Source organism: Methylomonas sp. EFPC1 (assembly GCF_016925515.1).
Classification (GTDB): Bacteria; Pseudomonadota; Gammaproteobacteria; order Methylococcales; family Methylomonadaceae; genus Methylomonas; species Methylomonas defluvii.
Window position 1 is genome coordinate 101,951 of the sequence record NZ_CP070494.1, and the last position, 20,539, is coordinate 122,489.

General features: G+C 51.2%; 26 protein-coding genes. 13 read left to right on the forward strand and 13 right to left on the reverse strand.

Annotated features, from left to right (window positions below; translation table 11 throughout):
- The gene (locus tag JWZ98_RS00430) at positions 1-282 is read left to right on the forward strand and encodes a hypothetical protein (protein WP_205452515.1); all 282 of its coding nucleotides are present in this window, start codon (positions 1-3) and stop codon (positions 280-282) included.
- Between the two features lie 2 nt (positions 283-284).
- A complete protein-coding gene (locus tag JWZ98_RS00435; RefSeq protein WP_205452516.1) occupies positions 285-542 on the forward strand; it encodes a hypothetical protein in 258 nt (85 codons plus the stop codon).
- 204 nt (positions 543-746) lie between these two features.
- On the opposite strand, the gene JWZ98_RS00440 is transcribed toward JWZ98_RS00435, so the two are convergent.
- The 5 genes from JWZ98_RS00440 to JWZ98_RS00460 are packed head-to-tail and all read right to left on the reverse strand — an operon-like array spanning position 747 to position 5,846.
- Positions 747-965, reverse strand: coding sequence for a DUF3820 family protein (locus JWZ98_RS00440; RefSeq protein WP_205452518.1), 219 nt, complete (start codon positions 963-965; stop codon positions 747-749).
- 58 nt (positions 966-1,023) lie between these two features.
- Positions 1,024-2,070: an NUDIX domain-containing protein gene (locus JWZ98_RS00445; protein ID WP_205452519.1), complete on the reverse strand. Its 1,047-nt coding sequence runs from the start codon at positions 2,068-2,070 to the stop codon at positions 1,024-1,026.
- Between the two features lie 10 nt (positions 2,071-2,080).
- Complete coding sequence (locus tag JWZ98_RS00450) at positions 2,081-3,778, reverse strand: NAD+ synthase (protein ID WP_205452520.1); 1,698 nt, start codon at positions 3,776-3,778, stop codon at positions 2,081-2,083.
- Positions 3,779-3,797: 19 nt separating this feature from the next.
- Entirely contained in the window at positions 3,798-4,988 is a 1,191-nt protein-coding gene (gene pncB / locus JWZ98_RS00455) for a nicotinate phosphoribosyltransferase (protein WP_205452521.1), read from the reverse strand.
- Between the two features lie 9 nt (positions 4,989-4,997).
- Positions 4,998-5,846: an isochorismatase family protein gene (locus tag JWZ98_RS00460; protein ID WP_205452522.1), complete on the reverse strand. Its 849-nt coding sequence runs from the start codon at positions 5,844-5,846 to the stop codon at positions 4,998-5,000.
- Between the two features lie 158 nt (positions 5,847-6,004).
- Between JWZ98_RS00460 and JWZ98_RS00465 the strand changes: the two genes are divergently transcribed.
- Positions 6,005-6,673 carry an NUDIX domain-containing protein gene (locus JWZ98_RS00465; protein WP_240348156.1) on the forward strand — a complete coding sequence of 223 codons (669 nt, stop codon included), beginning with the start codon at positions 6,005-6,007 and terminating at the stop codon, positions 6,671-6,673.
- Here JWZ98_RS00465 and yfbR read toward each other — a convergent pair.
- The 4 genes from yfbR to JWZ98_RS00485 all read right to left on the reverse strand — a co-directional run bounded on the left by yfbR (position 6,668) and on the right by JWZ98_RS00485 (position 9,518).
- Positions 6,668-7,291, reverse strand: coding sequence for a 5'-deoxynucleotidase (gene yfbR / locus JWZ98_RS00470; RefSeq protein ID WP_205452524.1), 624 nt, complete (start codon positions 7,289-7,291; stop codon positions 6,668-6,670). The two genes, JWZ98_RS00465 and yfbR, sit on opposite strands and share 6 nt — an antisense overlap.
- A complete protein-coding gene (locus tag JWZ98_RS00475) occupies positions 7,291-8,076 on the reverse strand; it encodes a retropepsin-like aspartic protease (RefSeq protein ID WP_205452525.1) in 786 nt (261 codons plus the stop codon). Before JWZ98_RS00475 ends, yfbR begins: the two co-directional genes overlap by 1 nt.
- A gap of 194 nt (positions 8,077-8,270) precedes the next feature.
- Positions 8,271-8,804 (reverse strand): hypothetical protein, encoded by a 534-nt coding sequence (locus JWZ98_RS00480; RefSeq protein ID WP_240348158.1) that lies wholly within the window; start codon positions 8,802-8,804, stop codon positions 8,271-8,273.
- A gap of 414 nt (positions 8,805-9,218) precedes the next feature.
- A complete protein-coding gene (locus JWZ98_RS00485) occupies positions 9,219-9,518 on the reverse strand; it encodes a hypothetical protein (protein WP_205452529.1) in 300 nt (99 codons plus the stop codon).
- A 282-nt stretch (positions 9,519-9,800) separates the two neighbouring features.
- On the opposite strand from JWZ98_RS00485, the gene JWZ98_RS00490 reads away from it, so the two are divergent.
- Positions 9,801-10,613 carry a sulfite exporter TauE/SafE family protein gene (locus tag JWZ98_RS00490; RefSeq protein ID WP_205452531.1) on the forward strand — a complete coding sequence of 271 codons (813 nt, stop codon included), beginning with the start codon at positions 9,801-9,803 and terminating at the stop codon, positions 10,611-10,613.
- A gap of 68 nt (positions 10,614-10,681) precedes the next feature.
- Here the strand turns inward: JWZ98_RS00490 and typA are convergent, their stop codons facing one another.
- The 4 genes from typA to JWZ98_RS00510 form a co-directional block, all read right to left on the reverse strand.
- The gene (gene typA / locus JWZ98_RS00495; RefSeq protein WP_346015185.1) at positions 10,682-12,490 is read right to left on the reverse strand and encodes a translational GTPase TypA; all 1,809 of its coding nucleotides are present in this window, start codon (positions 12,488-12,490) and stop codon (positions 10,682-10,684) included.
- A 107-nt stretch (positions 12,491-12,597) separates the two neighbouring features.
- On the reverse strand, positions 12,598-12,990 hold the full coding sequence (locus tag JWZ98_RS00500; RefSeq protein ID WP_205452533.1) for a rhodanese-like domain-containing protein: 393 nt from the start codon (positions 12,988-12,990) through the stop codon (positions 12,598-12,600).
- A 12-nt stretch (positions 12,991-13,002) separates the two neighbouring features.
- A complete protein-coding gene (locus JWZ98_RS00505) occupies positions 13,003-13,572 on the reverse strand; it encodes a methyltransferase domain-containing protein (protein WP_205452534.1) in 570 nt (189 codons plus the stop codon).
- On the reverse strand, positions 13,569-14,471 hold the full coding sequence (locus tag JWZ98_RS00510; protein WP_020484211.1) for a LysR family transcriptional regulator: 903 nt from the start codon (positions 14,469-14,471) through the stop codon (positions 13,569-13,571). The genes JWZ98_RS00505 and JWZ98_RS00510 overlap by 4 nt, the downstream gene beginning before the upstream one ends.
- Before the next feature lie 142 nt (positions 14,472-14,613).
- Here JWZ98_RS00510 and JWZ98_RS00515 point away from each other — a divergent pair, with 142 nt between their 5' ends.
- The 9 genes from JWZ98_RS00515 to JWZ98_RS00555 all read left to right on the forward strand — a co-directional run bounded on the left by JWZ98_RS00515 (position 14,614) and on the right by JWZ98_RS00555 (position 20,457).
- Positions 14,614-14,814, forward strand: a complete 201-nt coding sequence (locus JWZ98_RS00515; RefSeq protein WP_205454526.1) for a hypothetical protein — start codon at positions 14,614-14,616, stop codon at positions 14,812-14,814.
- Positions 14,815-14,997: 183 nt separating this feature from the next.
- Positions 14,998-15,318: a phosphoribosyl-ATP diphosphatase gene (locus JWZ98_RS00520; protein ID WP_171697187.1), complete on the forward strand. Its 321-nt coding sequence runs from the start codon at positions 14,998-15,000 to the stop codon at positions 15,316-15,318.
- Between the two features lie 23 nt (positions 15,319-15,341).
- Positions 15,342-15,557, forward strand: a complete 216-nt coding sequence (gene tatA, locus JWZ98_RS00525; protein ID WP_033156884.1) for a Sec-independent protein translocase subunit TatA — start codon at positions 15,342-15,344, stop codon at positions 15,555-15,557.
- Between the two features lie 8 nt (positions 15,558-15,565).
- Positions 15,566-15,889 (forward strand): Sec-independent protein translocase protein TatB, encoded by a 324-nt coding sequence (gene tatB, locus JWZ98_RS00530; protein ID WP_026602621.1) that lies wholly within the window; start codon positions 15,566-15,568, stop codon positions 15,887-15,889.
- Complete coding sequence (gene tatC, locus JWZ98_RS00535; RefSeq protein ID WP_205452536.1) at positions 15,864-16,619, forward strand: twin-arginine translocase subunit TatC; 756 nt, start codon at positions 15,864-15,866, stop codon at positions 16,617-16,619. The genes tatB and tatC overlap by 26 nt, the downstream gene beginning before the upstream one ends.
- Entirely contained in the window at positions 16,612-17,295 is a 684-nt protein-coding gene (locus JWZ98_RS00540; RefSeq protein WP_205452538.1) for a YggS family pyridoxal phosphate-dependent enzyme, read from the forward strand. The genes tatC and JWZ98_RS00540 overlap by 8 nt, the downstream gene beginning before the upstream one ends.
- Before the next feature lie 57 nt (positions 17,296-17,352).
- On the forward strand, positions 17,353-19,110 hold the full coding sequence (gene argS, locus JWZ98_RS00545; protein ID WP_205452540.1) for an arginine--tRNA ligase: 1,758 nt from the start codon (positions 17,353-17,355) through the stop codon (positions 19,108-19,110).
- Positions 19,110-19,751 (forward strand): SPOR domain-containing protein, encoded by a 642-nt coding sequence (locus tag JWZ98_RS00550; protein ID WP_205452541.1) that lies wholly within the window; start codon positions 19,110-19,112, stop codon positions 19,749-19,751. The genes argS and JWZ98_RS00550 overlap by 1 nt, the downstream gene beginning before the upstream one ends.
- Positions 19,752-19,896: 145 nt before the next feature.
- The gene (locus JWZ98_RS00555) at positions 19,897-20,457 is read left to right on the forward strand and encodes a FlgO family outer membrane protein (protein ID WP_205452542.1); all 561 of its coding nucleotides are present in this window, start codon (positions 19,897-19,899) and stop codon (positions 20,455-20,457) included.
- Positions 20,458-20,539: the final 82 nt, after the last annotated feature.

Consider the following 20,539-nt stretch of genomic DNA (forward strand, 5'->3'; position numbering starts at 1 on the left):
ATGTTCAGGCTTACCACACCATTGGCAACCATCTTGCTATTTTCGAGCGCAACATTTGCGCATGACGGCAACTGGGGCGGTAGACATCATCATAGTTACCAACGCGAGCACTACGGGTATCACTATAACAATCCGTATTACCGCGCATACGTGCCGCCGCCCGCAGTCGGCTATTACCAGGCGCCGGCAGATTATTACGGGTTGCCGCCAGTGAGAGGGTTTGTCTATCAACAACCCATCCCCGCACCGCGGTGTGATCGGAATATACGGCAAGGTTGGTAGTCGTGAACACGCGAATACGCCTCGCCCTGATGTTTTTGAGTCTGACTATGTTGAGCGGTTGTGTGGCTTACGCACCCTATGCCGAGTCTTATCCCGCGACGTATACGCCGTATGGTTACGGTAGCTATAGTTACGGCTATTCGGCGCCTGTTGTGCCGGTCCCTGTGCCAATGTTTCGCGGCGGGTGGGGATACGGAGGCCATAGGGGCTATGGCGGGCATCACGGTCACGGACATTTTGGTCACCACGGGCATCATTAAACTGCGTTTCAGCCAGGTGGCGCGTGACATTATGTCGCATTCCAGGCATTAGGAAACACTGATACTATGCTCACCATTGCAGAGATGTTCAGCGCAATAACTTCCTCCCTTAATCCGGCCTCGTGTCGGAATTTTTTTGCCTAAAAAACAGCCGTCCGATACTGGGCAAATAAAGACCAGTCATATTAAGGACCAGCTTAATAGTCAGGACTTTATTTGTCTGAGCGGCTCGAGCAAAGGTTTTAGGCCGTTGTGATCCATTTCCTGCATCAATGCCAATAGTCTGCCTAATTCACCGGCAGGAAACCCTTCGCGCGCGAACCAATTGAGGTAGTGGCCGGGCAAATCGGCGATAACGCGGCCCTTGTATTTGCCGTAAGGCATAGTAACGCTGACCAGTTTTGGTAAATCTTCGGGTTTCATGGATAAGTTTCCCTGGCTATTCCCTCTGCCCTGTTAAGCTTAAATAACGTGCATCGTCCTACTTAGTTTGAAATGACAGGAAGTTGCACAAGATAGCGAAATGGTCTTCAAACAGCGCTTCTTCCAGTGCCGGCAGCTGCGTGATCGGTATCCAGGCCACGCTTTCAAGATCGTCCGCTGCTTTTATCTCCGGCCGAGACCCATCAAGCCAAGGAGTTGCCAAAGCAAAGTGATGCGCATGCGTGATGACGCGGCCACGGCACGATCTTCTGGGGTGGGAAAACACTTTAACCTGTTGCAGGCAGTCTCGCAAAGCGGCATCCGGCAGGTTCAGGCTGGTTTCTTCCTTCAATTCGCGGATCGCGCCTTGCAGCAAGGATTCGCGTTTCTCCAGAAAGCCGCCGGGGATAGCCCACAAGCCTTTGCCGGGATAATGTTTGCGCTTACCCAGCAATACATGATCGTTGACAGTGACTACCGCATCGACGGTGGTGGCAATAATATCCCAAGGAATACCAGCATAGACTTGATTCTCTGCATCGATTTTGGCGTATTCCGCTTTTAATACCGCGTACTCGGGATTCTTTGCCCAATCATTTAAAAAATCCCGCACCGGCACAGAAATCCGCCTGGCGATGTTTGTCAACGCGGTCTCCGCGCTTTCCGCCGCAAACAGCTGGTGGCGCAGCGCCGTAGCATCAATATCCAGCTCGGACTCTATCGCTTCCATCGCCCAATCCGGAAAATTATCCAGGTAGTACGTGGACTCGTCCTTGTTAAAGCCGACCAACGCAACCCGTTCGCCGTCCGCCACACATGCTCCAACTTGCCGCCTGACATCGGCATTCCACAGCGTATCGTCGTAATAATCCCGCACCGGTAAAAATGTCAGGCGGGTTTGCTCGCTCTCCTGCAGCGTGGCGGTGATCATGGCCGCCCGCTCGGTCCATTTAAACGGATTGCGGATATTTCTGGACTGAAAGGACGAACCGACAATCACCAGCACCTCGTCAGCAATCTCCAAGGCCCGGCGGGTTAGTTGCTCGTGCCCCTTGTGATAAATTTGGTAACGGCCAATCACAATGGCTTTTTGGTATTTAGTCATCGCTCTAGCCTTAATGCTTGGCCGCTATCGGCATTTGCCGGCCGGCGCCGAACGCTTTGGGTCGCACCCGAATGATGGGCGGTGCTTGTCGGCGTTTGTATTCGTTGCGGGCTATCATGCCGACGATGCGTTGGTACACCGCTTCGCCGGCGGCGCTGGCTCGATAGCCAGTCACAAACTCCTGGGCTTGTTGATATTCCCGCTCAGCCAACTGCTTGCCTTCGATCAGCAGTTTCAAGATTTCATCCAACACCTCGTAAGGCGGCAAGCTATCGGTGTCTTTTTGATCGGGCGCCAATTCGGCGGAAGGCGGTTTGGTTAAAATCGCCGCGGGAATAATCTCGCGATTGGCGCGTTGGTTAATGTAAGCGGATAGCCGGTACACCTCAGTTTTGTACAAGTCACCAATCAGGCCCAAGCCGCCGTTGGTGTCGCCGTACAAGGTGCAATAACCCACCGATATTTCGCTTTTGTTACCGGTAGTGAGGACCATCGCGCCGGAGTGGTTGGAGTACGCCATCAGGATGGTACCGCGTAGGCGGGCTTGCAGATTTTCCAGGCTCAAGCCGCGCAATTCATCGTTAAAGCTGCTTTGAAATTGCCCCCCAAAATCATTGACCAGCGCCTTGATCGGATAGCTGTAAAGCGTTACCCCCAAAGCCTCGCACAGTAACTGCGAGTCGCTTACCGACCCGCTACTGGAAAATGCCGACGGCATCGTGATGGCGATGACATTTTCCGGTCCCAAGGCCTCGGCGGCAATCGCAATCGTCAACGCCGAATCAATACCGCCCGACGAACCCACCACGACTCGCTTAAAGCCGCAGCGCCGCACATAATCGCGTAAGCCCAGCAGGATATGTTGAAGAATGAATTCCTGATCATTATCAATTTGGGGCTGGGCCGATTGCGCAATGGTTTGAAATCCGCCTTCTGTAAAACGCAGCGTATCTATCACCGTTTGGAAAGCCGGCCATTCGCGCGCAATCTCACCATCGGCATTCACGGCAAAGGAAGCCCCGTCAAACACAATGCTGTCTTGTCCGCCGACTTGATTGACATACAGTATCGGCAAGCCATGCCGGCGGGCGGCGCCGCAAATCACTTGTTGGCGTTGCGCGCGTTTGCCGATATTGGACGGGCTGGCATTGATGCTGACCACCAAGTCCGGGCGCATCCGGGCAAGTGCTTCGTAAGGATTAACCGGATAATCGTCGGCGTCATCATTCCAACCGTCCTCGCAAATCATCAGCCCTACTTTATAACCGCCGACATCTATACTCACCGCGCCCTGTTGACCCGGCTCGAAATGACGGCGCTCATCGAAAATATTGTAGGTGGGCAACAGTTGCTTGTGATATTCCGCAATAGTCTCGCCGTTACGGATGGCGATCAGCGCGTTATACAGCGGCTTACCGGGGCCGTTTGCTCTTATCGGCGTGCCGACAATCGCAACGAGGTCCGGAAACTGCGTTGAAAAAGCAGTCAGCTCTGCCAACGCTTCGTAGGCTTTGCGAATAAAGGTCGATTCGTTTAACAGGTCGCCGGGGTAATACCCGCACAAGGACAACTCCGGGAACACTAACAATTGCGCCTGCTGCGCGCCGGCTTGGCGATAAGCATCTTTGGCAATCGCCAAGTTGCCGGCAAAATCGCCGACCATAGGATTGATTTGGGCGATGGCGACGGTTAAGGGACAAGTAGACATAACAATTCCTATGCAGAATTTAGGCGTAGTGATTAAAAATCTGCCGCAAGTAGGCGATAAAGGTTTGGTCATTGCATAAAGTTTTGCCGGGGGCGTCGGACAATTTCGCCACCGGGTCGCCGTTGCAGCGCACCAGCTTCATCACAATATTCAAAGGCTTGGGGCCGCCAAGATCGTTGGTTAAATTTGTGCCGATCCCAAAGCCCAACTGAATGCGATCACCAAAGTGCTGATAAAGACTGATTGCCTTGGGAATATCCAGTCCATCCGAGAACACCAAGCGTTTGCCATGCGGATTGATGCGTAGTTTTTGATAATGGCCGATGGCTTTTTCGCCCCAAATCACCGGATCGCCGGAGTCATGCCGCAGGCCGTCAAACAACTTGGCAAAATACAAATCAAAATCGCGCAAAAATGCATCCATCCCAATGGTGTCGGTCAACGCCACACCCAAATCGCCGCGAAACTCCTGCGCCCAATCTTCCAAGGCCATACGTTGAAACTCGCGCAGCCGCACCACGTGGGCTTGGTAGGATTGCAGATATTCATGCGCCATGGTGCCGATCGGCGTTAAACCAAATTTTTTGGCCAAATAGACGTTGGATGTGCCTTTAAACAAGCCGGGCACTTCGGTTTGAAAGGTCCGCACCACTTCTTCTTGCCAGCTACTCCAGGCGCGCCGCCGTAAACCAAAATCGAAAATCTCGAAGGCATGGGTTTTTGCGGGTTGCTCGGCAAAGGCTTTAAGGGTAGCTAATTTTGCCTGCAAGCGGCGTCTGCCTTCCGCCAGCAGCGCCGCTTGATCGAAGCGGCGAAAATACAGTTCCGAGACGATGTACAAACAAAATATCTCGAAATTCATCACATGCACTTGCGGACCCTGGGCTTGAATTCTCAGGGTGTCGCCTTCCGCAAATGCCTTGATGTATTTGCTTCTAAACCGAAACAAGGACAGGAACTCGATGAAATCGGGTTTTAAGTAACGTAGTTTGGCTAAATAGACCAACTCGTCGTCGGCAAATTGCAGCGAACAAAGGTGGTCCAGCTCTTGTTTGACATCAGCCAGCAAGTCGGCCAGCGGGTATTCCGGCGTACTCCGGCAGATAAAGTCGTATTCGGCGCTGGCTTCCGGGCGCTTATGCAGCATGGTTTGCCACATCGGAAATTTGTACAAATCGTTTTCGAGCAGGCTTTTGACGATGGGAGTCATGTGCATTCCTTAGTATGGGTTATTTTCGGGGACCAGTTCCAAAGCCATTTCGGCGCTGGTTGCCAAACGAATGCCTTGTGCGCGCAGTTCGGTAAAAAATTGTTCGACCGCCGCTTCGAATCCACTGATAGGACTCATGCAGTCCGTCAGGATCACTAGCTTGCGTTTTAGCTCGGCGGCGCCGAACTGCAAGATGTCGCTGATCGTCTCCTTGACGCAATGGCTGCTGGCTTGGCCGGCGATTAATAAACGATCCGACTCAGCGAGTATTTCCAGTAGTGCTCGATTCAACTGCGTGGCCTGATCGGCAGGGTCCGGGATGACGGCTTTTAGTGCGGAAAAGCTTTCCGTCCAAATGTTTTCGCCTTTTTGCGCCAGCGTAACGGGTTTGCAGGTTCGCGTTTCCCAATGGCTTAAGGCTTGCGCCAACTCGGGGTTAAGCTTGTGTCCCGGTGTCCCGATTAAACAATGCGGCGGCCAAAGGATAAAAGGCCGCTGCATCTGCTCCAGTTGTTGCAGGTAGTTTAGAACATAATCGTTTTGCTCCGGTGACACCGGTGTGACGGCCAGGCGATAACGGCCTGCTAAAAAGTCAGCGGCAGTCACCCGGGAAAATGGGGGTGGGGCTACACCCTCTGCAGTTAGCCAAGAGCTGTTGTGTGCCAGATCGATCATGTGATGGGTATCGAGCGTGGCGATAACGCCGGCAATGGCAAGTCCGGCTTGTTCAATCAACTGCGCCAGTCTCAGGCAATCCTGATAGGCGCCCGGCACGGGCAGGGCCGGAGCATAGCCTTCGGGGGTGTTATCGCAAAAGTCGTTTTGCGCATCAATGATCAGTAATTGAGTATTTGCCATGAGCTTTAACCTGCGACGATAGTTGAGATGGGCTTAGCTTAACCCTGTTAGTTACATAATGCAACTAACAAAAATTTATCGTGCGCTATTTTTTATGCAGGTATAGTTATAATTCTTTACTAACTAAGATGCCTCAAGTAGCCCAACTCAATATTGCTATGCTCGAACCCATTATTTCAACTGTTGATATTGTCTTGCTGATCATCCAAGAAGATCGCTTGTGCGTTACGCTGTCCAAACGCGACAAAGAACCTTACGCAAACCAGGAAGCCTTGCCCGGCGGGTATATTCACGCGCAAGACGATAGGGATTGCCTGGACGCCGCGGTACGCATCCTGCAACAAAAAACCGGTTTGCTGCCGCCCTATTTAGAGCAACTGAAAACCTTTGCCGGCGCAGCGCGGGACCCACGCGGCTGGTCAATCTCGGTGGTGTATTTTGCTTTGGTCGATGCCGATTTGATCTTGTCCGCAAACCATCCCGGCCTGACTATTTGTGCAGTGGATGCCTTGCGGCGCCTACCGTTTGACCATAACGACATCATTGCCGCGGCGGTGGAGCGGATTCGTAACAAGTCGCAGTATTCCTCCTTGCCTTGTTACTTGGCCGGTGAAACCTTTAGCTTGCCGAGATTGCAGAAAATGTACGAGGCTTGCTTAGGCGAGACCCTGAACAAAGTCAGTTTTCGACGAAAAATGGAGGAACTGGGGGTGCTGGAAACAGTAGAAGGGCAAACCGAAACAGCCGGCGCGCATAGGCCCGCGCAGCTTTATCGGTTGAAAAGCGAATTTAAAAATCAGTTAAAACTATTGGTGCGCGGATTATAGAGTCCGGCCTTTTTCGGCATCGCTTTTTTGCATTAAGCCATCCAGCGTCAAGCCGCAACTCGGCGCAAACGCCTGCATAAAAAACACTACTTCCGGCTGTTGCAATTCATGAATATTCTGAGCCAACTGCGCGGCGGCCATTTCAAACTCGGTGTTGCCGGCTTTGAGTTCGGCCTGGCATTTTAGATAAGCGGAAATCTTGTCGGCTGCTTTGATGATGTGCTGATGAACATCCGGCAGGTTTTCGTGTTGAATAAACGAGCGAAAATCCTCGCGCAATGCGCCCGGCAACAAGTTCAACAGCTCGGTTTCGGCCTGTTGTTCGATTTGCTTGTAAGCACCCAGAATCGCTGGCGAGTGGTATTTGATCGGCGTCGGCAAATCGCCGGTAATCACTTCGGTTACATCATGATACAACGCGGCGGTGGCGACCGCATTGGCATCGAGTTGGCCGTCAAAATAGCGATTTTTGATTAAGGCCAGCGTGTGGGCAATCACCGCCACTTCCCAGCTATGCTCCATGACATTTTCTTCATGGGCGTTGCGCTTCAAACCCCAACGCTTGATCCAACGCAAGCGCGATAGGTAAGCATAAAAACTGCTGCTAATGGCCGGCATTAATGATCGCTATAGGTTGTTGTGCAAACCTGGCGTTCATCGCAATGCACGGTTTTTTTGATGGTCGTGGGCTTTTTGGCAGATTGATTGGCGGCCAAGTTCTCCAGGCTGTCCACGTATTGGCTGGCCGGTCTGATGCCGGCTTGGTTATTGGCTAACAAAGTCAGCGTATTGCCGGTTTGCGTGATCTGGAAATATTTTAAAGTATTCATGCCAATCAACACTTCATCCAGGTGGTCGTTGATGTGCGCATCAAGATTTTTAATGACAGCACTACCCAGAACCAAGCTTGTGATTTGAGTCGCGCGATCCGCTACTTTGCCGCCAGCAGTATTGGATTGCACCACGCCGCCGAAGGGCAAACCGGCTTGGATTGCCATACTGCTCGGAATCACGGTTTTGGTCGCTCCGGTGTCGATTAGAAAAGGCATAGGCACATTATTGACTAACACCGTACCGCGAAAATGGCCTTGCGGGTCGGTTTTTAAAACCACGCCGCCGGCTTTGGGAGTAATCAGATTAGATTGTGGTTGGGCTTGCGGAGCCATAGCCGCCGGAAGCGGTATCTCCGTCTGCCTTTTGGACTGTTGGAACCTCAAAAAGGCATCGGCGCCGTACCACAGGGCGGCAATGGTTAAGACCGGAAACAAAAGATAGCGAATGCCGCTGTGACCGGATTTTCCGCGATCCCGCTGCGTCGTCCGATGAGCGACCACATCAGGGCCGGCAATTTTAGACCCTGGTTGATATTTTTCCCGGTAGTAGTCGCGATCCTGTATGCCCATGTTCCGTTCCGACAATCTGCGTTCAGCGAAAAAACTCGTAGCATTCTCAGCTAGCGCCGATTATTACCTAAAACTTATCATACCGGTGAGCGGGAGTGAGAAAACGGGGCTCCCGCTTAAGCGGGAGCAACGATGTTTGAGGGCCGGGTTAATAAAACCGGGTTAACCGGGTCCAGTGCCGATCAATCCACCGCTTATGCGAAATACAACGCGCGCAGCTCACTTTGCGATGCAGCGCTCAACTCTTTGCCATCGCTTTTGCGGGTGACTGTGTACACACCTTTACCGAGAACGATTTCCTCGCCATCGCTGGCAAAGCCAACGACGTTATGATTGGCGTCGAAAGGAATCCGATGCAAACCGCCGTTGTGGCTGTTGAAGTCGGCGATAATACCCATATGCGGCGGGTTTTTTACCGAATCCCACCAAGGCAGCTTGCCGGCATCCTGCGCCCAAGTTTCACTTAAGGCTTCCGGCGGCAGGCAACGTTCGACCAGGCGCTGGCCAATCACAGCAAATTGCATACGCGCGATTCTCTCTGGTTCGGTGCCGACCATATCCCGCGTTTCCAGAATATCACCACTCAGATACGCATCGCTTGTTGAAACAACGCGGTTCCATGTGCCGTCAAGATTTTTGTGTTCAAACATTTTATTCCCCTTAGTCGATTTGATTTGGACAGGCATTAACCGCCAAGCAAAATCATGACCAATTTCCGTCGGTGCCAAAATTCGGCAATAACTGTTTGTTTTTAAAACTTAAGGCCGCTTCGAGTAAGTCTTCCGTCAGGCTCAAGGCGAAGCATATGTTATTGATTCCGTTCGTGGTAAGTTTGTCGGGCACGCCAGTGCAATCAATGTGTTAAAGGCTTCCTTGTAAGTAGACCCCCAGCACTTTCATCGCTATCTCAAAACCCGCAAAAAGCTCTATCTTCGGGAACGCTTGCCAACTGTCCGACAATTTATCGAATTCCCGACAAAAACGCTCAGTATCGTAAGGTCAATCTGAGTGAAGAGATGTCGAAAGCCTGCTGCCCTTTTTCATGCTAAAGATCAATAATTCGTTTTGCGGCTACCAGCGTCCGCGTTGGTGATTCTCGAATCCCGGCATTTGCTGAGGTTGCGGTGGGTAGACGAAACCCCTTACTGGCGGTAACCCATAATAGTCGGCGGGAGCCTGATAGCCGGTCGGAGGCTGAGGAACGTAGCCGCGATAGCCACCTCGATAGCCCTGAAAACCTTGATTGCCTTGATTTCTTTGATAGTCTTGAAAATCACGATCACGATCACGATCACGATCACGATCACGATCACGATCACGATCACGATCCTGGTCATCATAGTCATTGCTGGAATAGTCTCGGCGATTGTATTGCCGCTGCTCGGGTTGCTGCCGGTATTGTCTTTGCTGCGGTTGCTGACGTGGCGTGTAGACCCAGTCATCTTGATCGCCGAAGGCCGTGCCTGACAAAAGCCAGCCAAATACCAAAACTATCGCTTGCTTAACCATAAATCCTCCTAAAGTTGGATTTTAGTGAATACTCGTCAGTTTACTAAAAGATGGCGTCGGACTCAGTCATTTAGGTGTAGAGCAATCGTGCGCTCAGACCGATAAATATCTAAAAATTAAATATACATATGCAATTTAATCATTAATAGGCTGAGTGGCTGCGCTGGCATAATGAAGTCACTTATCGAATATTATGAAGTTTAAGGTGATTGTCTATGAATTTAATGTATACGGCATCCGGTTTTGCCGTGGGTATGTTGGTGGGTGTTACCGGGGTTGGCGGCGGTTCGTTGATGACGCCGCTTCTGGTGTTTTTGTTTGGCTTTAAACCCGCCGTCGCGGTAGGCACGGATTTACTGTATGCGTCGATTACGAAAACCGCAGGGGTGTTTGTTCATCACGGTAAGCACGGTTCGGTAGATTGGAAAATCGTCGGCTGGTTGGCGTTGGGTAGCTTGCCTTTTGCAGGTGTAACACTTTATGTGTTGAAAAATCTGATGGAGGTTGGCAAGGAAGTGACCGGTGCAATTACCTTTACCTTGGGTGTGGCTTTGTTGCTGACCGCTCTGGCCTTGCTGGTTCGCAGTATTCTGTTGCGCAAAGCGTCCAAGAGTGCGGAGATTGATGACGAACACAGCAACCAGGTAAATAGTGGCCGATTTTCACCACGGTGGGAAAAAGTTGCCACGGTTTTTACTGGTGCGGTGCTGGGGGTGTTGGTGACATTGTCGTCGGTTGGTGCCGGAGCTTTGGGAACCGTTGCTTTGCTATTTCTTTATCCAAGAATGACGACCTTGAAAATTGTCGGCACCGATTTGGCGCACGCGATTCCTTTAACCGCGGTAGCTGGTTTGGGGCATTTGAGCCTGGGGAATTTCGATCTGGATTTACTGATCAGCTTGCTGCTGGGGTCGGTGCCGGGTATTTGGGTCGGCAGTCATCTAAGTGCAAAGATTCCCGAATATTTTTTGCGTCCGGTGTTAGCGACTTTACTGCTGGTGATAGGCTTAAAATTCGTATTGCAATAAGCCCAATCTGGTTTTCTGAATAAAAAAGCCGTGCTCGTCTTTGCGACGAGCACGGCTTTTTTGTTTGCCTATTTCGGTGCGCGTTTGCGTTCGTTTTCAGTCAATAAGATTTTACGTAGACGAATTGATTTAGGTGTCACTTCGACCAACTCGTCATCGCTGATAAATTCCAAAGCTTGTTCCAGCGTCATTTTTTGAATTTTGGCGCAGGTCAAGCTGTCGTCAGAGCCCGCCGCGCGAATGTTGGTTAAAGGTTTGGGCTTGGTCGGGTTAACCACTAAATCGTTACCGCGAGAATGGATACCGACCAATTGACCTTCGTAGATTTCATCGCCATTAACCACCAGCAACTCACCGCGAGCTTGCAGCGGATACAGTGAATAATCGACCGCTTTACCTTTGGCCATGGAGATCAACACGCCACGCACGCGATTGCCCACCGCGCCTTCTTTCACCGGACCATAATGATCGAATACGTGATAGAACAAACCCGAACCGGAGGTTGCGGTCAGGAATTCCGTTTGAAAGCCCAACAAACCGCGGGAAGGCACGACATATTCCAAGCGGATGCGGCCTTTACCGTCCGGCACCATGTCTTTCAGGTCGCCTTTACGGTCACCCAATTTTTCCATGATGGTGCCTTGATGCTGCTCTTCCACTTCAATCGTGACATTTTCAAACGGTTCTTGTTTGATGCCGTCAATTTCTTTGATGATCACTTGCGGGCGCGAAACGCCCAGCTCGAAACCTTCGCGGCGCATGTTCTCGATCAATACCGACAAGTGCAACTCGCCACGACCGGACACTTTAAATTTATCCGGATCGTCGGTGGTTTCAACACGCAGGGCCACGTTGTGCTGCAACTCTTTTTGTAAGCGGTCGTAAATTTGGCGAGTGGTAATGAATTTACCTTCTCTACCGGCAAACGGCGAATTGTTGACCTGGAAGGTCATGCTCACGGTCGGTTCGTCGACCGATAGCGGCGGCAAGGCAACTACATTGTTAGGGTCGCACAAGGTTTCCGAGATTTTTAAATTCTCGATACCGCAGAAGGCAATGATGTCGCCCGCTTGCGCGGTTTCCACTTCTACCCGCTCCAAGCCATGGAAACCATACAGTTTCAGCATGCGGCCACTACGGGTTTTGCCTTCGTTATCGATAATGGTCAATGGCATGTTGCGCGAGACTTTGCCGTGCTTGATACGGCCGATGCCGATTACGCCGACGTAGGAGTTGTAATCCAGACTGATGACTTGCATTTGGAACGGTGCGTCCACATCAACCGGCGGCGGCGCTACTTTATCGACAATAGTTTGGAACAGCGGTGTCATATCGCCGCCGGATACGTCGGCTTCCAGGCCGGCGAAACCATTTAACGCCGAGGCATACACAATCGGGAAATCCAATTGCTCGTCGGTGGCGCCGAGGTTATCGAACAAGTCAAAGGTTTGATCGACAACCCAATCAGGGCGAGCGCCAGGGCGATCCACTTTGTTGATGACGACGATGGGTTTTAAACCCAAGGCAAAGGCTTTTTTGGTGACAAAGCGGGTTTGCGGCATCGGGCCGTCGACCGCGTCAACTAACAATAAAACTGAATCCACCATCGATAAAACCCGTTCAACTTCGCCTCCGAAGTCGGCGTGGCCTGGGGTGTCGACGATGTTGATGTGATAGCCGTTCCAGTCGATCGCGGTGTTTTTCGCCAGAATGGTAATGCCGCGTTCTTTTTCCAGCGCGTTGGAGTCCATCACCCGTTCGTCGACTTTGGTGTGCGCGTCGAAGGTGCCGGATTGCTGTAAAAGTTGGTCAACTAACGTGGTTTTGCCGTGGTCGACGTGGGCGATGATCGCGATGTTTCTGAGTTTTTCTATCACAATAATTTACTAGATGATTTTTAAGGAACAGATAGGCTGAACGGACAATCCGCCCAGCGGGATTTAGTTTTGGTTTCCGCGCTGGCGCGGACCGATTGGCTGAGGGATTAACTTTGTTGCCAAGGCAAGCCGTGAAAACGCCAGCCGCCAGTATTGCCGCGATGCTTGTTTTCATCCAGCGGGCCTTCGAAGCCTTCCAGAATGTTGATCAGGTGCTCGTAGCCCGCTGCTTCCAGCGCTTTGGCAGCGTCTACAGAACGTTGTCCGCTGCGGCACAACAGCAGAATCGGCGCGGTTTTATCCGGGGCATGCTGCTGAACTTGGTCTACGAAACCCGTGTTTAATTGCATGCCGGGAAATTCTTTCCAGGCGACATGAATCGCTTGCGGCGGGTGGCCGACAAAGCTGTGTTCGATGGCTGTCCTGACATCGATCAGTACGGCGGCCTGATTAGTTTGTAATACAGCCCAGGATTGTTTGGGGTCGAGATTTTCTATCATTAATTTACCGCTTTATTTTTGCCCGATAAAACAGGCTTCGTTTCTATTGCCGAATCGCACATCGCCGAGTTTTGCGTATTCTTGGTAAAAAACTATGCTTAAGGGGCTGAATAGCCGCAATAACTCGTTGTTTGCCAGTAAATACTCGGGATTGCTGGGGCCTTGTTGGTCAAGTTTGTTACGGGTAAATGTTTGATAAAACAGCAGGCCGCCCGGTTTCAAGGCTGCCATTATCGCATTACACAGGGCTCGGTCAAGAAAACGACAGATGACAATCACATCGTAAGTCTGCTGCACCAGCGTTTCGGCGCTGATATGGCATTGCCGAGTGGCGATGGAAAGGCCTTTTTCGGCAGCCTGTTGTTGCAATATTTGTAAAGCGACCGAGGAAATATCCCAAGCATCCACATCAAGGCCGGACTCAGCCAAGAGGATGGCATTGCCGCCCAGGCCGCAGGCCAACTCCAGCGCTTTACCTTGCTTGGGTAGCAAATATCGATGCTGCGCCAACACCTCGGCTGGCGCAGGTGAGGCGGCAGAATCTCGATAAATGGCGTCCCACTTACTTTGTAGATCGGTCATGGGTTCATGCCGATTCTATGCGGTAGCCAGGCTTGAATAAACTCCAGAAACGAACGGACTTTGGCGGATAAATATTTGCGGTGTGGGTAAACCGCATAAATCTCCAGCGGCGCGATACCGTATTGCTCCATGACCACTTGTAAACGGCCTTGCTCGATGTCTCGGCCGACGATGTAGCGGGGCAACATGATCAGGCCCAAGCCGTTTACCGCAGCGTTGCGGATCGGATCGGCCATGTTGGCCTGCATCCGGCCTGTGACAGTAACGGTGCGTTCGCCGAGTATGCCCTTGAATCGCCACTTGTTACGGGGCGGGATCGCCCAGTTGATCAAGCAGCTGTGGTCTTCCAGGTCTTCGGGGTCTTGTGGCGTACCGTGTGCTTTCAGATATTCCGGGGACGCGCATACGACCAGCGACGAGCTGGCCAGTTTTCGGGCCACCAGGCTGGTATCATTGAGTTGTCCCAAATAGATAGCCAGATCGACGCCCTCATCAATTAAATCGACTTGTCCACCTTTCAGCACCATTTCCACCGATAGGTCAGGGTAGTTTTTTAGATATTCGGTCAAGCCCGGCGAAATATGGCTGGCGCCGATGACTGGCGGTGCCAGAATTTTCAGTGTGCCGCGCGGCTCTGTTTGCAGGTGAGTGATCGCCGATTCCATCTCGGCCACGTCCAGTAGGACTTGCTGGCAGCGCTCCAGGTAAGCCTCGCCGGCTTCCGTCAGGCTTAAGCTGCGGGTTGTGCGATTGAATAAGCGTGTGTTCAGTTCGCTTTCCAACTGCATAATATGTTTGGTAGCCATTGCTCTGGAAATATCGAGATCTTTGGCGGCTCCGGCAAAGCTGCCGGCTTTGGCGACGCGGACAAAGACATTCATGCTGGTTAGTTTGTCCATGGTATCTCCTGGAAAGTAAAAAATTCACCAAAAAGCGTTGACATTTTTATTGTTTCTAAATTGTATACAATTTATTTAGTAAAAGCCTAATTGTAAACTTTTTTCTATCCTGTATAGTGCGCTGCAACTGAAGAGCAAGCACATGAAGTCTTGTCAAGCGCAAGATTTTAAAATAGAGAATTTGAGCACAATGAACGACTTTAAAAAAGACATCTTAATCGGCGCTCTTTTTATTGTCGGTGTTTGGAGCTTTATTTCCGGCTTGTTCGTCATCTCTACTGTGCTGTTCGCTGTCACCTCCATATTTAGCAATATGTCGACTAAGGCGCTGCTGAATAGCTGATCCAAGAATTTGTAACTACCTCCTGGTGTTGTAATAACGAGCGGAACCTCCTTCTAAGCACTCCGCTGGTTTTTTTGCCTTCCTCTGCGCAAGCATAGGGAGGCTTTTTTTTGCCGATAGATTTTTTTTGGCTGCTTCGGCAACGTGCTATGATTTTGCAATTTTCAATCCAAACAAAAGCTAATGAGCGAAGTTTTACAGCAATTGGCCGAGGTTCTTGAGCAGCGCAAGCTGCAAACCGCCGATCAGTCCTACGTAGCCAGTTTATACGCCAAGGGCTTAGATCATATTTTGAAAAAAATCGGCGAAGAGGCTACCGAGACGGTGATTGCCGCCAAAGACGGCGATAAGGATAAAATTGTGTATGAAACTGCCGATCTTTGGTTTCATTGCATGGTGATGTTGGCGCATCAGGAACTCGGCCCGGAACATGTGATCAGTGAGTTGCAAAGGCGCTTCGGATTGTCCGGTTTACAGGAAAAAGCGCAGCGCGATATTTCCTGATAGTAAAAATTAAGGAGTGAACAATGGGTTTAAGCATCCCTCATTTATTAGTAGTGTTAGTTATCGTGATCTTGGTGTTTGGCACCAAGCGCCTGAAAAATATCGGCGCCGATCTTGGCGAAGCGATTAAGGGCTTTCGTTCTGCCGTTAAGGAAGGTAGCGAAGATAAGGCGATTGCAAGCAAGGAAGAGGAGCCTTTGGAAGGCGAAGTCACTAATAAAGAAAAAGACCGAGCGTAGTCTGCGATATGTTCGACGTCGGCTTTTCAGAATTGTTGATGGTGGGGTTGGTGGCGCTATTGGTGCTCGGCCCGGAAAAATTGCCGAAAGCGGCCCGCTTGGCTGGGTTTTGGGTAGGAAAAGCCCGTACTGTGTTGGCCACTGCTAAGGCGGAAATTAAACAGGAATTGCACGCTGAGGAAATGCGCCAGTTAATCCAGCAACAGTCCATAGCCGGCGAATTGCAGAAAGTGGTGCAGGATACTCAGTCAGCTCTCGACGATATTAACTTCAATGCTCAGGCAGCGACAGAAATCAATCAGGACGATGACAAGCCAAGCGCCGCTGGATAACGAGCAGTCATTTTTTAGCCATTTAGTCGAGCTGCGCGACCGCCTGTTAAAGGTCGTGTTATGCGTGCTGCTGGTATTTGTTGGTACCGCAAGCTACGCCAACGAGATTTACGCCTATCTGGCCGAGCCGCTGTTAGTGCACATGCCGAAAAACAGCACGATGATTGCCATTGATGTGGCCTCGCCGTTTTTCACGCCGTTCAAGCTTGCGTTTGTGGTGGCGGTGTTCGTTTCCATTCCCTTCATTCTTTACCAGTTCTGGGGTTTTGTGGCGCCCGGCTTATATCGCCATGAAAAACTGATGGTGGCGCCACTGTTATTGGCTAGTACGCTGTTGTTTTATAGTGGTGCGGCCTTCGCCTATTTTTTGGTATTTCCTCTGGTATTCGGCTATCTCACATCGGCGGCGCCGGCCGGCGTGGCGGTGATGACTGATATAGCCACTTATCTGGATTTTGTATTGGCAATGTTTTTTGCCTTCGGCTTATCGTTCGAAATTCCGATTTTCACTATTGTATTGGTCTGGACCGGCATCATCACCCCCGAGACGCTGTCTGAAAAAAGGCCGTATGTCATTGTTGGGGTGTTTGTCATCGCGATGTTTTTGACGCCGCCCGACGCTTTGTCGCAAACTCTGTTAGCGGTGCCGATGTGGTTGTTGTTTGAATCCGGATTGCTGTTTTCGCGATTGTTCGCCAAAAAAGAGTCGGCGGCTGAGGATCGTGAATAGTATCGCTCAGCGTTTCGCCACGGTACGCAAGCAGCTCCGTCAGGCCGAAATCGATTCGCAGCGTTCACTAGGGAGTGTGCAGTTATTGGCGGTCAGCAAGACCAAGCCCGCCGCCGATATTGCTGCAGCCTACCGTTTCGGTCAGCGCCATTTTGGCGAAAATTATTTACAGGAAGCGCTGAAAAAACAGCAGGAATTGGCGGCATTCAATATCAGCTGGCATTTCATCGGGCCGATTCAATCCAATAAAACCAAGCCTATTGCCCAGCACTTTGCCTGGGTGCACAGTGTTGATCGCCTAAAAATAGCCGAACGCCTCAGCGAGCAGCGTCCGGACTATTTGCCGCCTTTGAATATCTGCTTGCAGGTCAATATCAGCGATGAAGCTAGCAAATCCGGCATTGAATTGGCGGATTTGCCGGTACTGATCGAACAAGTCGGTAAGCTGCCCAATTTGCGTTTGCGCGGGGTGATGGCGATTCCGGAGCCGCAGCAGGATTATCAGGCGCAATGCCTGCCGTATCGGCGGCTCTATCAGGCAGTGCGGCAACTTGATCGTCACGATCTCGATACTTTTTCGTTTGGCATGAGTGGCGATTTACAGGCAGCGGTTGCCGAAGGCTCAACGCTGGTGCGGATCGGCACGGCGCTGTTCGGCGAGCGTCCTAGCCAATAATTTGTTTTTCATGGATAATGCAGGGTATTTTCCGATAAATCCCCATTTTTCAACGCGATGAAACAAAAGCTGGAATCCCTGTTACAACAAGCCGTTACAGCCCTTAAAACTCAAGGTATTCTCGAAAACGATTTTATTGCGCAAATCAATTTGGAGCGCACCCGCGATGCGCAACACGGCGATTTCGCCACCAACCTGGCGATGTTGCTGGCCAATCCGGCCAAACTTAATCCTAGACAGCTGGCCGAAAAAATAGTCGCGGCACTGCCGAGCGATGCGCTGATCACCAAGGTTGATATCGCCGGCCCCGGATTTATCAATTTCTTCATCAATCCCGATAGCCAATTTCAGGTCGTCAAACAGATACTCGATACTGGGTCGGAATACGGTTTGAGCAAGATCGGCGTTGGCAAGCGAGTGCAAGTCGAATTCGTTTCCGCTAATCCCACCGGGCCTTTACATGTCGGCCACGGCCGCGGCGCAGCTTATGGTTCTGCGGTGGCGGATTTGCTGGCGGCAGCCGGTTTTGAAGTCGAACGAGAATACTATGTGAACGATGCCGGCCGGCAGATGGATATTCTCGCCACCAGCGTCTGGTTGCGGTACCTGGAAGCCTGTGGCGAAGTTCTGCCTTTCCCTAGCAATGGCTATCGCGGCGAGTATGTCCGAGATATTTCCGCGAATTTGCATAAGAAAGCCGGCGACGCTTACCGCAGAGCTGCCGCGCTAGTGATGGCGGATTTGCCCGCCGACGAACCGCAAGGCGGCGATAAGGAAAAACACATTGATGCGTTGATCGACCGAGCCAAAGCCTCGCTCGGCGACGCTTATAAAGAGGTGTTTCAAGCCGGTCTGGACGAAATTCTGGACGACATTAAAGACGACTTGGCTGAATTCGGCGTGAGTTATCAACAGTGGTTTTCCGAGCGTTCGCTGATGGACGATCATTCCGTTGAGCAGGCTTTACAACGTCTGGACGCTGCCGGATATCTTTACCAGCAGGAAGGTGCTACTTGGTTTGCTTCCAGCCGCCTCGGCGACGAAAAAGACAGAGTGGTGGTGCGCGATAACGGCCAGACCACCTATTTTGCTTCTGATATTGCCTATCACATGCACAAATTGGATCGGGGCTTCGATCAAATCGTCAACATCTGGGGGGCCGACCACCATGGCTATATTCCGCGCGTGAAAGCGGCGATGCAAGCCTTGGGCGCCGACGAATCCAAACTGAAAGTATTGCTGGTGCAATTTGCGATCTTGTATCGCGGCGACGAAAAAGTACAAATGTCGACCCGCTCCGGCGAATTTGTCACCCTAAGACAACTGCGCAGCGAAGTGGGTAGAGATGCGTGCCGCTTTTTTTATGTGATGCGTAAATCCGAACAACATATGGATTTCGACTTGAAATTGGCTACTTCCAGAAGCAACGAAAATCCGGTTTATTATGTGCAGTATGCGCATGCCAGGGTGTGCAGCGTGTTGCGCCAGCTCGACGAAAAAGGCCGGCAACGCAATCCGCAGTTAGGTATGGAGCATCTGAATCTGTTGACCGAAGAGCAGGAAGCCGCGTTACTGACTACACTTTCCAAGTACCCGGAAACTTTGGAACGTGCTGCTGTGAATTACGAACCTCATCAATTGATTCATTACTTGCGTGAACTGGCCAATCAGTTCCACAGTTATTACAACGCGCACCAGTTTCTGGTGGACGACGATAAGCTTTGCAATGCGCGCATCAATTTGATTTGCGCCGTGAAGCAGGTATTGGTCAATGCCCTATCCCTATTGAAAATCAATGCACCTGAAGCGATGTAATGGCCAGAGACTATAAGCACCGCGTTCAAAGCCCCAGTTACACCAACAGTCGTAGAAAGCCGAAAAAGTCCTCGGTGGCACCTTGGCGTTGGTTGCTGGTCATCGCGCTGATTGTAGCTTTTGGGGTGTTTTTGAACATGATCCGCAAAATGGTACCGGAGTTGGTGGCAGGCAAGTCGGAGGCGGAGATCCCGCAAGTAGTGGAGAAGTTAAAGCAAGAGTTACCGGTCAAACCGCAAACTCAAGCGGTCGTTGAGCCGGAAAAACCGGCGGAGCCGCCGCAACCAGCGGAGCCGGAAGAACCGCGTTACGATTTTTATACCATACTGCCACAGGCGGAAGTCGTGGTGCCCGACTACGAAATCAAAACCAGGGTGCGCGAGCAGCTAGTCGGTAAAACCAAGGCGGCCAAATACATTATGCAGGCCGGTTCCTTCCGGGAGGCGTCAGAAGCCGAGCGCCACAAGGCTAAGCTGGCATCGCTCGGCATAGAGTCCAGGGTTGAGAAAGCTAAGGTCGGCAATGTTATCTGGCATCGCGTTAAGGTCGGTCCCTACGATAATCCCGCCAGCGTTTCCACGATTAAGGAATTGCTGCAGAAAAACGGCATCGGTGTGATTGTTACCGAAAGCGGTCAATAAGCGTTCAAAAAAATCCAGGGATTTGCCTGGCATTGTTTAAGCAATTCTCCAGCGCAATGCTGTGTATACTGCGGTAGTAAATTAGATTGACTGGCTTGCTGTTTTAAGCTCTGATAACTTCAACAATTACGAGAGGAGAGGTCTTATGGTTAACAAAAAGACGATGGCGCTGATGGCGTTGGCGCTGATCATACTGAGCGGTTGTAGCCGGGGTTTTCGGGCTAGCGAAGTCAAAGATGACGATTTGGTCGAGGTAAGCTACGAGGCTGTCGATCAGCTCCTTCTCGATTTGCGCGAACCTTTGCCCAGAGGTAGTCTGGTGGTCATCAATTCGCTGGTTAATGTCGGCGAACTCGAGCAAACATTGGCGTTTGGCCGAATTGTCTCCGATCAAATTTCCTCGGCCTTTCATCGTTCCGGTTACCGGGTGATGGGTATGGAACTGCCTACTGAAATTTTTGCTAAAAACGAAGCCGGTATCCTGCAACTGCCTGATAAAACCAAGGAAGCTTTAAATAACGTCGGGGCTAAAGCGGTCGTCGTAGGATCGTTTGCTCCTGGCTACAACAATGTCTATGTGTCGCTAAGAGTTGTGGACATAGCCAGTCAGAACGTGATTTCCTCCACCGACTATTCCGTGTCGATGGGGCCGGATGCCAAAGTTTTGGTTAAAAAGCCGCCAGCACCCGCGCCAGCCAAGCCATAGCTCCCAACTATTAAGCGGATTGCCTTTAGGCAATCCGCTCCTCGCTATAGTTTAGCCATCAGGCTCGACGCACTAAAGTCCC

Coding starts and splice junctions, on each gene's coding strand:
- JWZ98_RS00430 (WP_205452515.1), top strand. CDS start 1: ATGTTCAGGCTTACCACACCATTGGCAACCATCTTGCTATTTTCGAGC.
- JWZ98_RS00440 (WP_205452518.1), bottom strand. CDS start 965: ATGAAACCCGAAGATTTACCAAAACTGGTCAGCGTTACTATGCCTTAC.
- JWZ98_RS00445 (WP_205452519.1), bottom strand. CDS start 2,070: ATGACTAAATACCAAAAAGCCATTGTGATTGGCCGTTACCAAATTTAT.
- JWZ98_RS00450 (WP_205452520.1), bottom strand. CDS start 3,778: ATGTCTACTTGTCCCTTAACCGTCGCCATCGCCCAAATCAATCCTATG.
- pncB (WP_205452521.1), bottom strand. CDS start 4,988: ATGACTCCCATCGTCAAAAGCCTGCTCGAAAACGATTTGTACAAATTT.
- JWZ98_RS00460 (WP_205452522.1), bottom strand. CDS start 5,846: ATGGCAAATACTCAATTACTGATCATTGATGCGCAAAACGACTTTTGC.
- JWZ98_RS00465 (WP_240348156.1), top strand. CDS start 6,005: ATGCTCGAACCCATTATTTCAACTGTTGATATTGTCTTGCTGATCATC.
- yfbR (WP_205452524.1), bottom strand. CDS start 7,291: ATGCCGGCCATTAGCAGCAGTTTTTATGCTTACCTATCGCGCTTGCGT.
- JWZ98_RS00475 (WP_205452525.1), bottom strand. CDS start 8,076: ATGGGCATACAGGATCGCGACTACTACCGGGAAAAATATCAACCAGGG.
- JWZ98_RS00485 (WP_205452529.1), bottom strand. CDS start 9,518: ATGACTGGGTCTACACGCCACGTCAGCAACCGCAGCAAAGACAATACC.
- JWZ98_RS00490 (WP_205452531.1), top strand. CDS start 9,801: ATGAATTTAATGTATACGGCATCCGGTTTTGCCGTGGGTATGTTGGTG.
- JWZ98_RS00500 (WP_205452533.1), bottom strand. CDS start 12,990: ATGATAGAAAATCTCGACCCCAAACAATCCTGGGCTGTATTACAAACT.
- JWZ98_RS00505 (WP_205452534.1), bottom strand. CDS start 13,572: ATGACCGATCTACAAAGTAAGTGGGACGCCATTTATCGAGATTCTGCC.
- JWZ98_RS00510 (WP_020484211.1), bottom strand. CDS start 14,471: ATGGACAAACTAACCAGCATGAATGTCTTTGTCCGCGTCGCCAAAGCC.
- JWZ98_RS00515 (WP_205454526.1), top strand. CDS start 14,614: ATGAAGTCTTGTCAAGCGCAAGATTTTAAAATAGAGAATTTGAGCACA.
- JWZ98_RS00520 (WP_171697187.1), top strand. CDS start 14,998: ATGAGCGAAGTTTTACAGCAATTGGCCGAGGTTCTTGAGCAGCGCAAG.
- tatA (WP_033156884.1), top strand. CDS start 15,342: ATGGGTTTAAGCATCCCTCATTTATTAGTAGTGTTAGTTATCGTGATC.
- tatB (WP_026602621.1), top strand. CDS start 15,566: ATGTTCGACGTCGGCTTTTCAGAATTGTTGATGGTGGGGTTGGTGGCG.
- tatC (WP_205452536.1), top strand. CDS start 15,864: ATGACAAGCCAAGCGCCGCTGGATAACGAGCAGTCATTTTTTAGCCAT.
- argS (WP_205452540.1), top strand. CDS start 17,353: ATGAAACAAAAGCTGGAATCCCTGTTACAACAAGCCGTTACAGCCCTT.
- JWZ98_RS00550 (WP_205452541.1), top strand. CDS start 19,110: ATGGCCAGAGACTATAAGCACCGCGTTCAAAGCCCCAGTTACACCAAC.
- JWZ98_RS00555 (WP_205452542.1), top strand. CDS start 19,897: ATGGTTAACAAAAAGACGATGGCGCTGATGGCGTTGGCGCTGATCATA.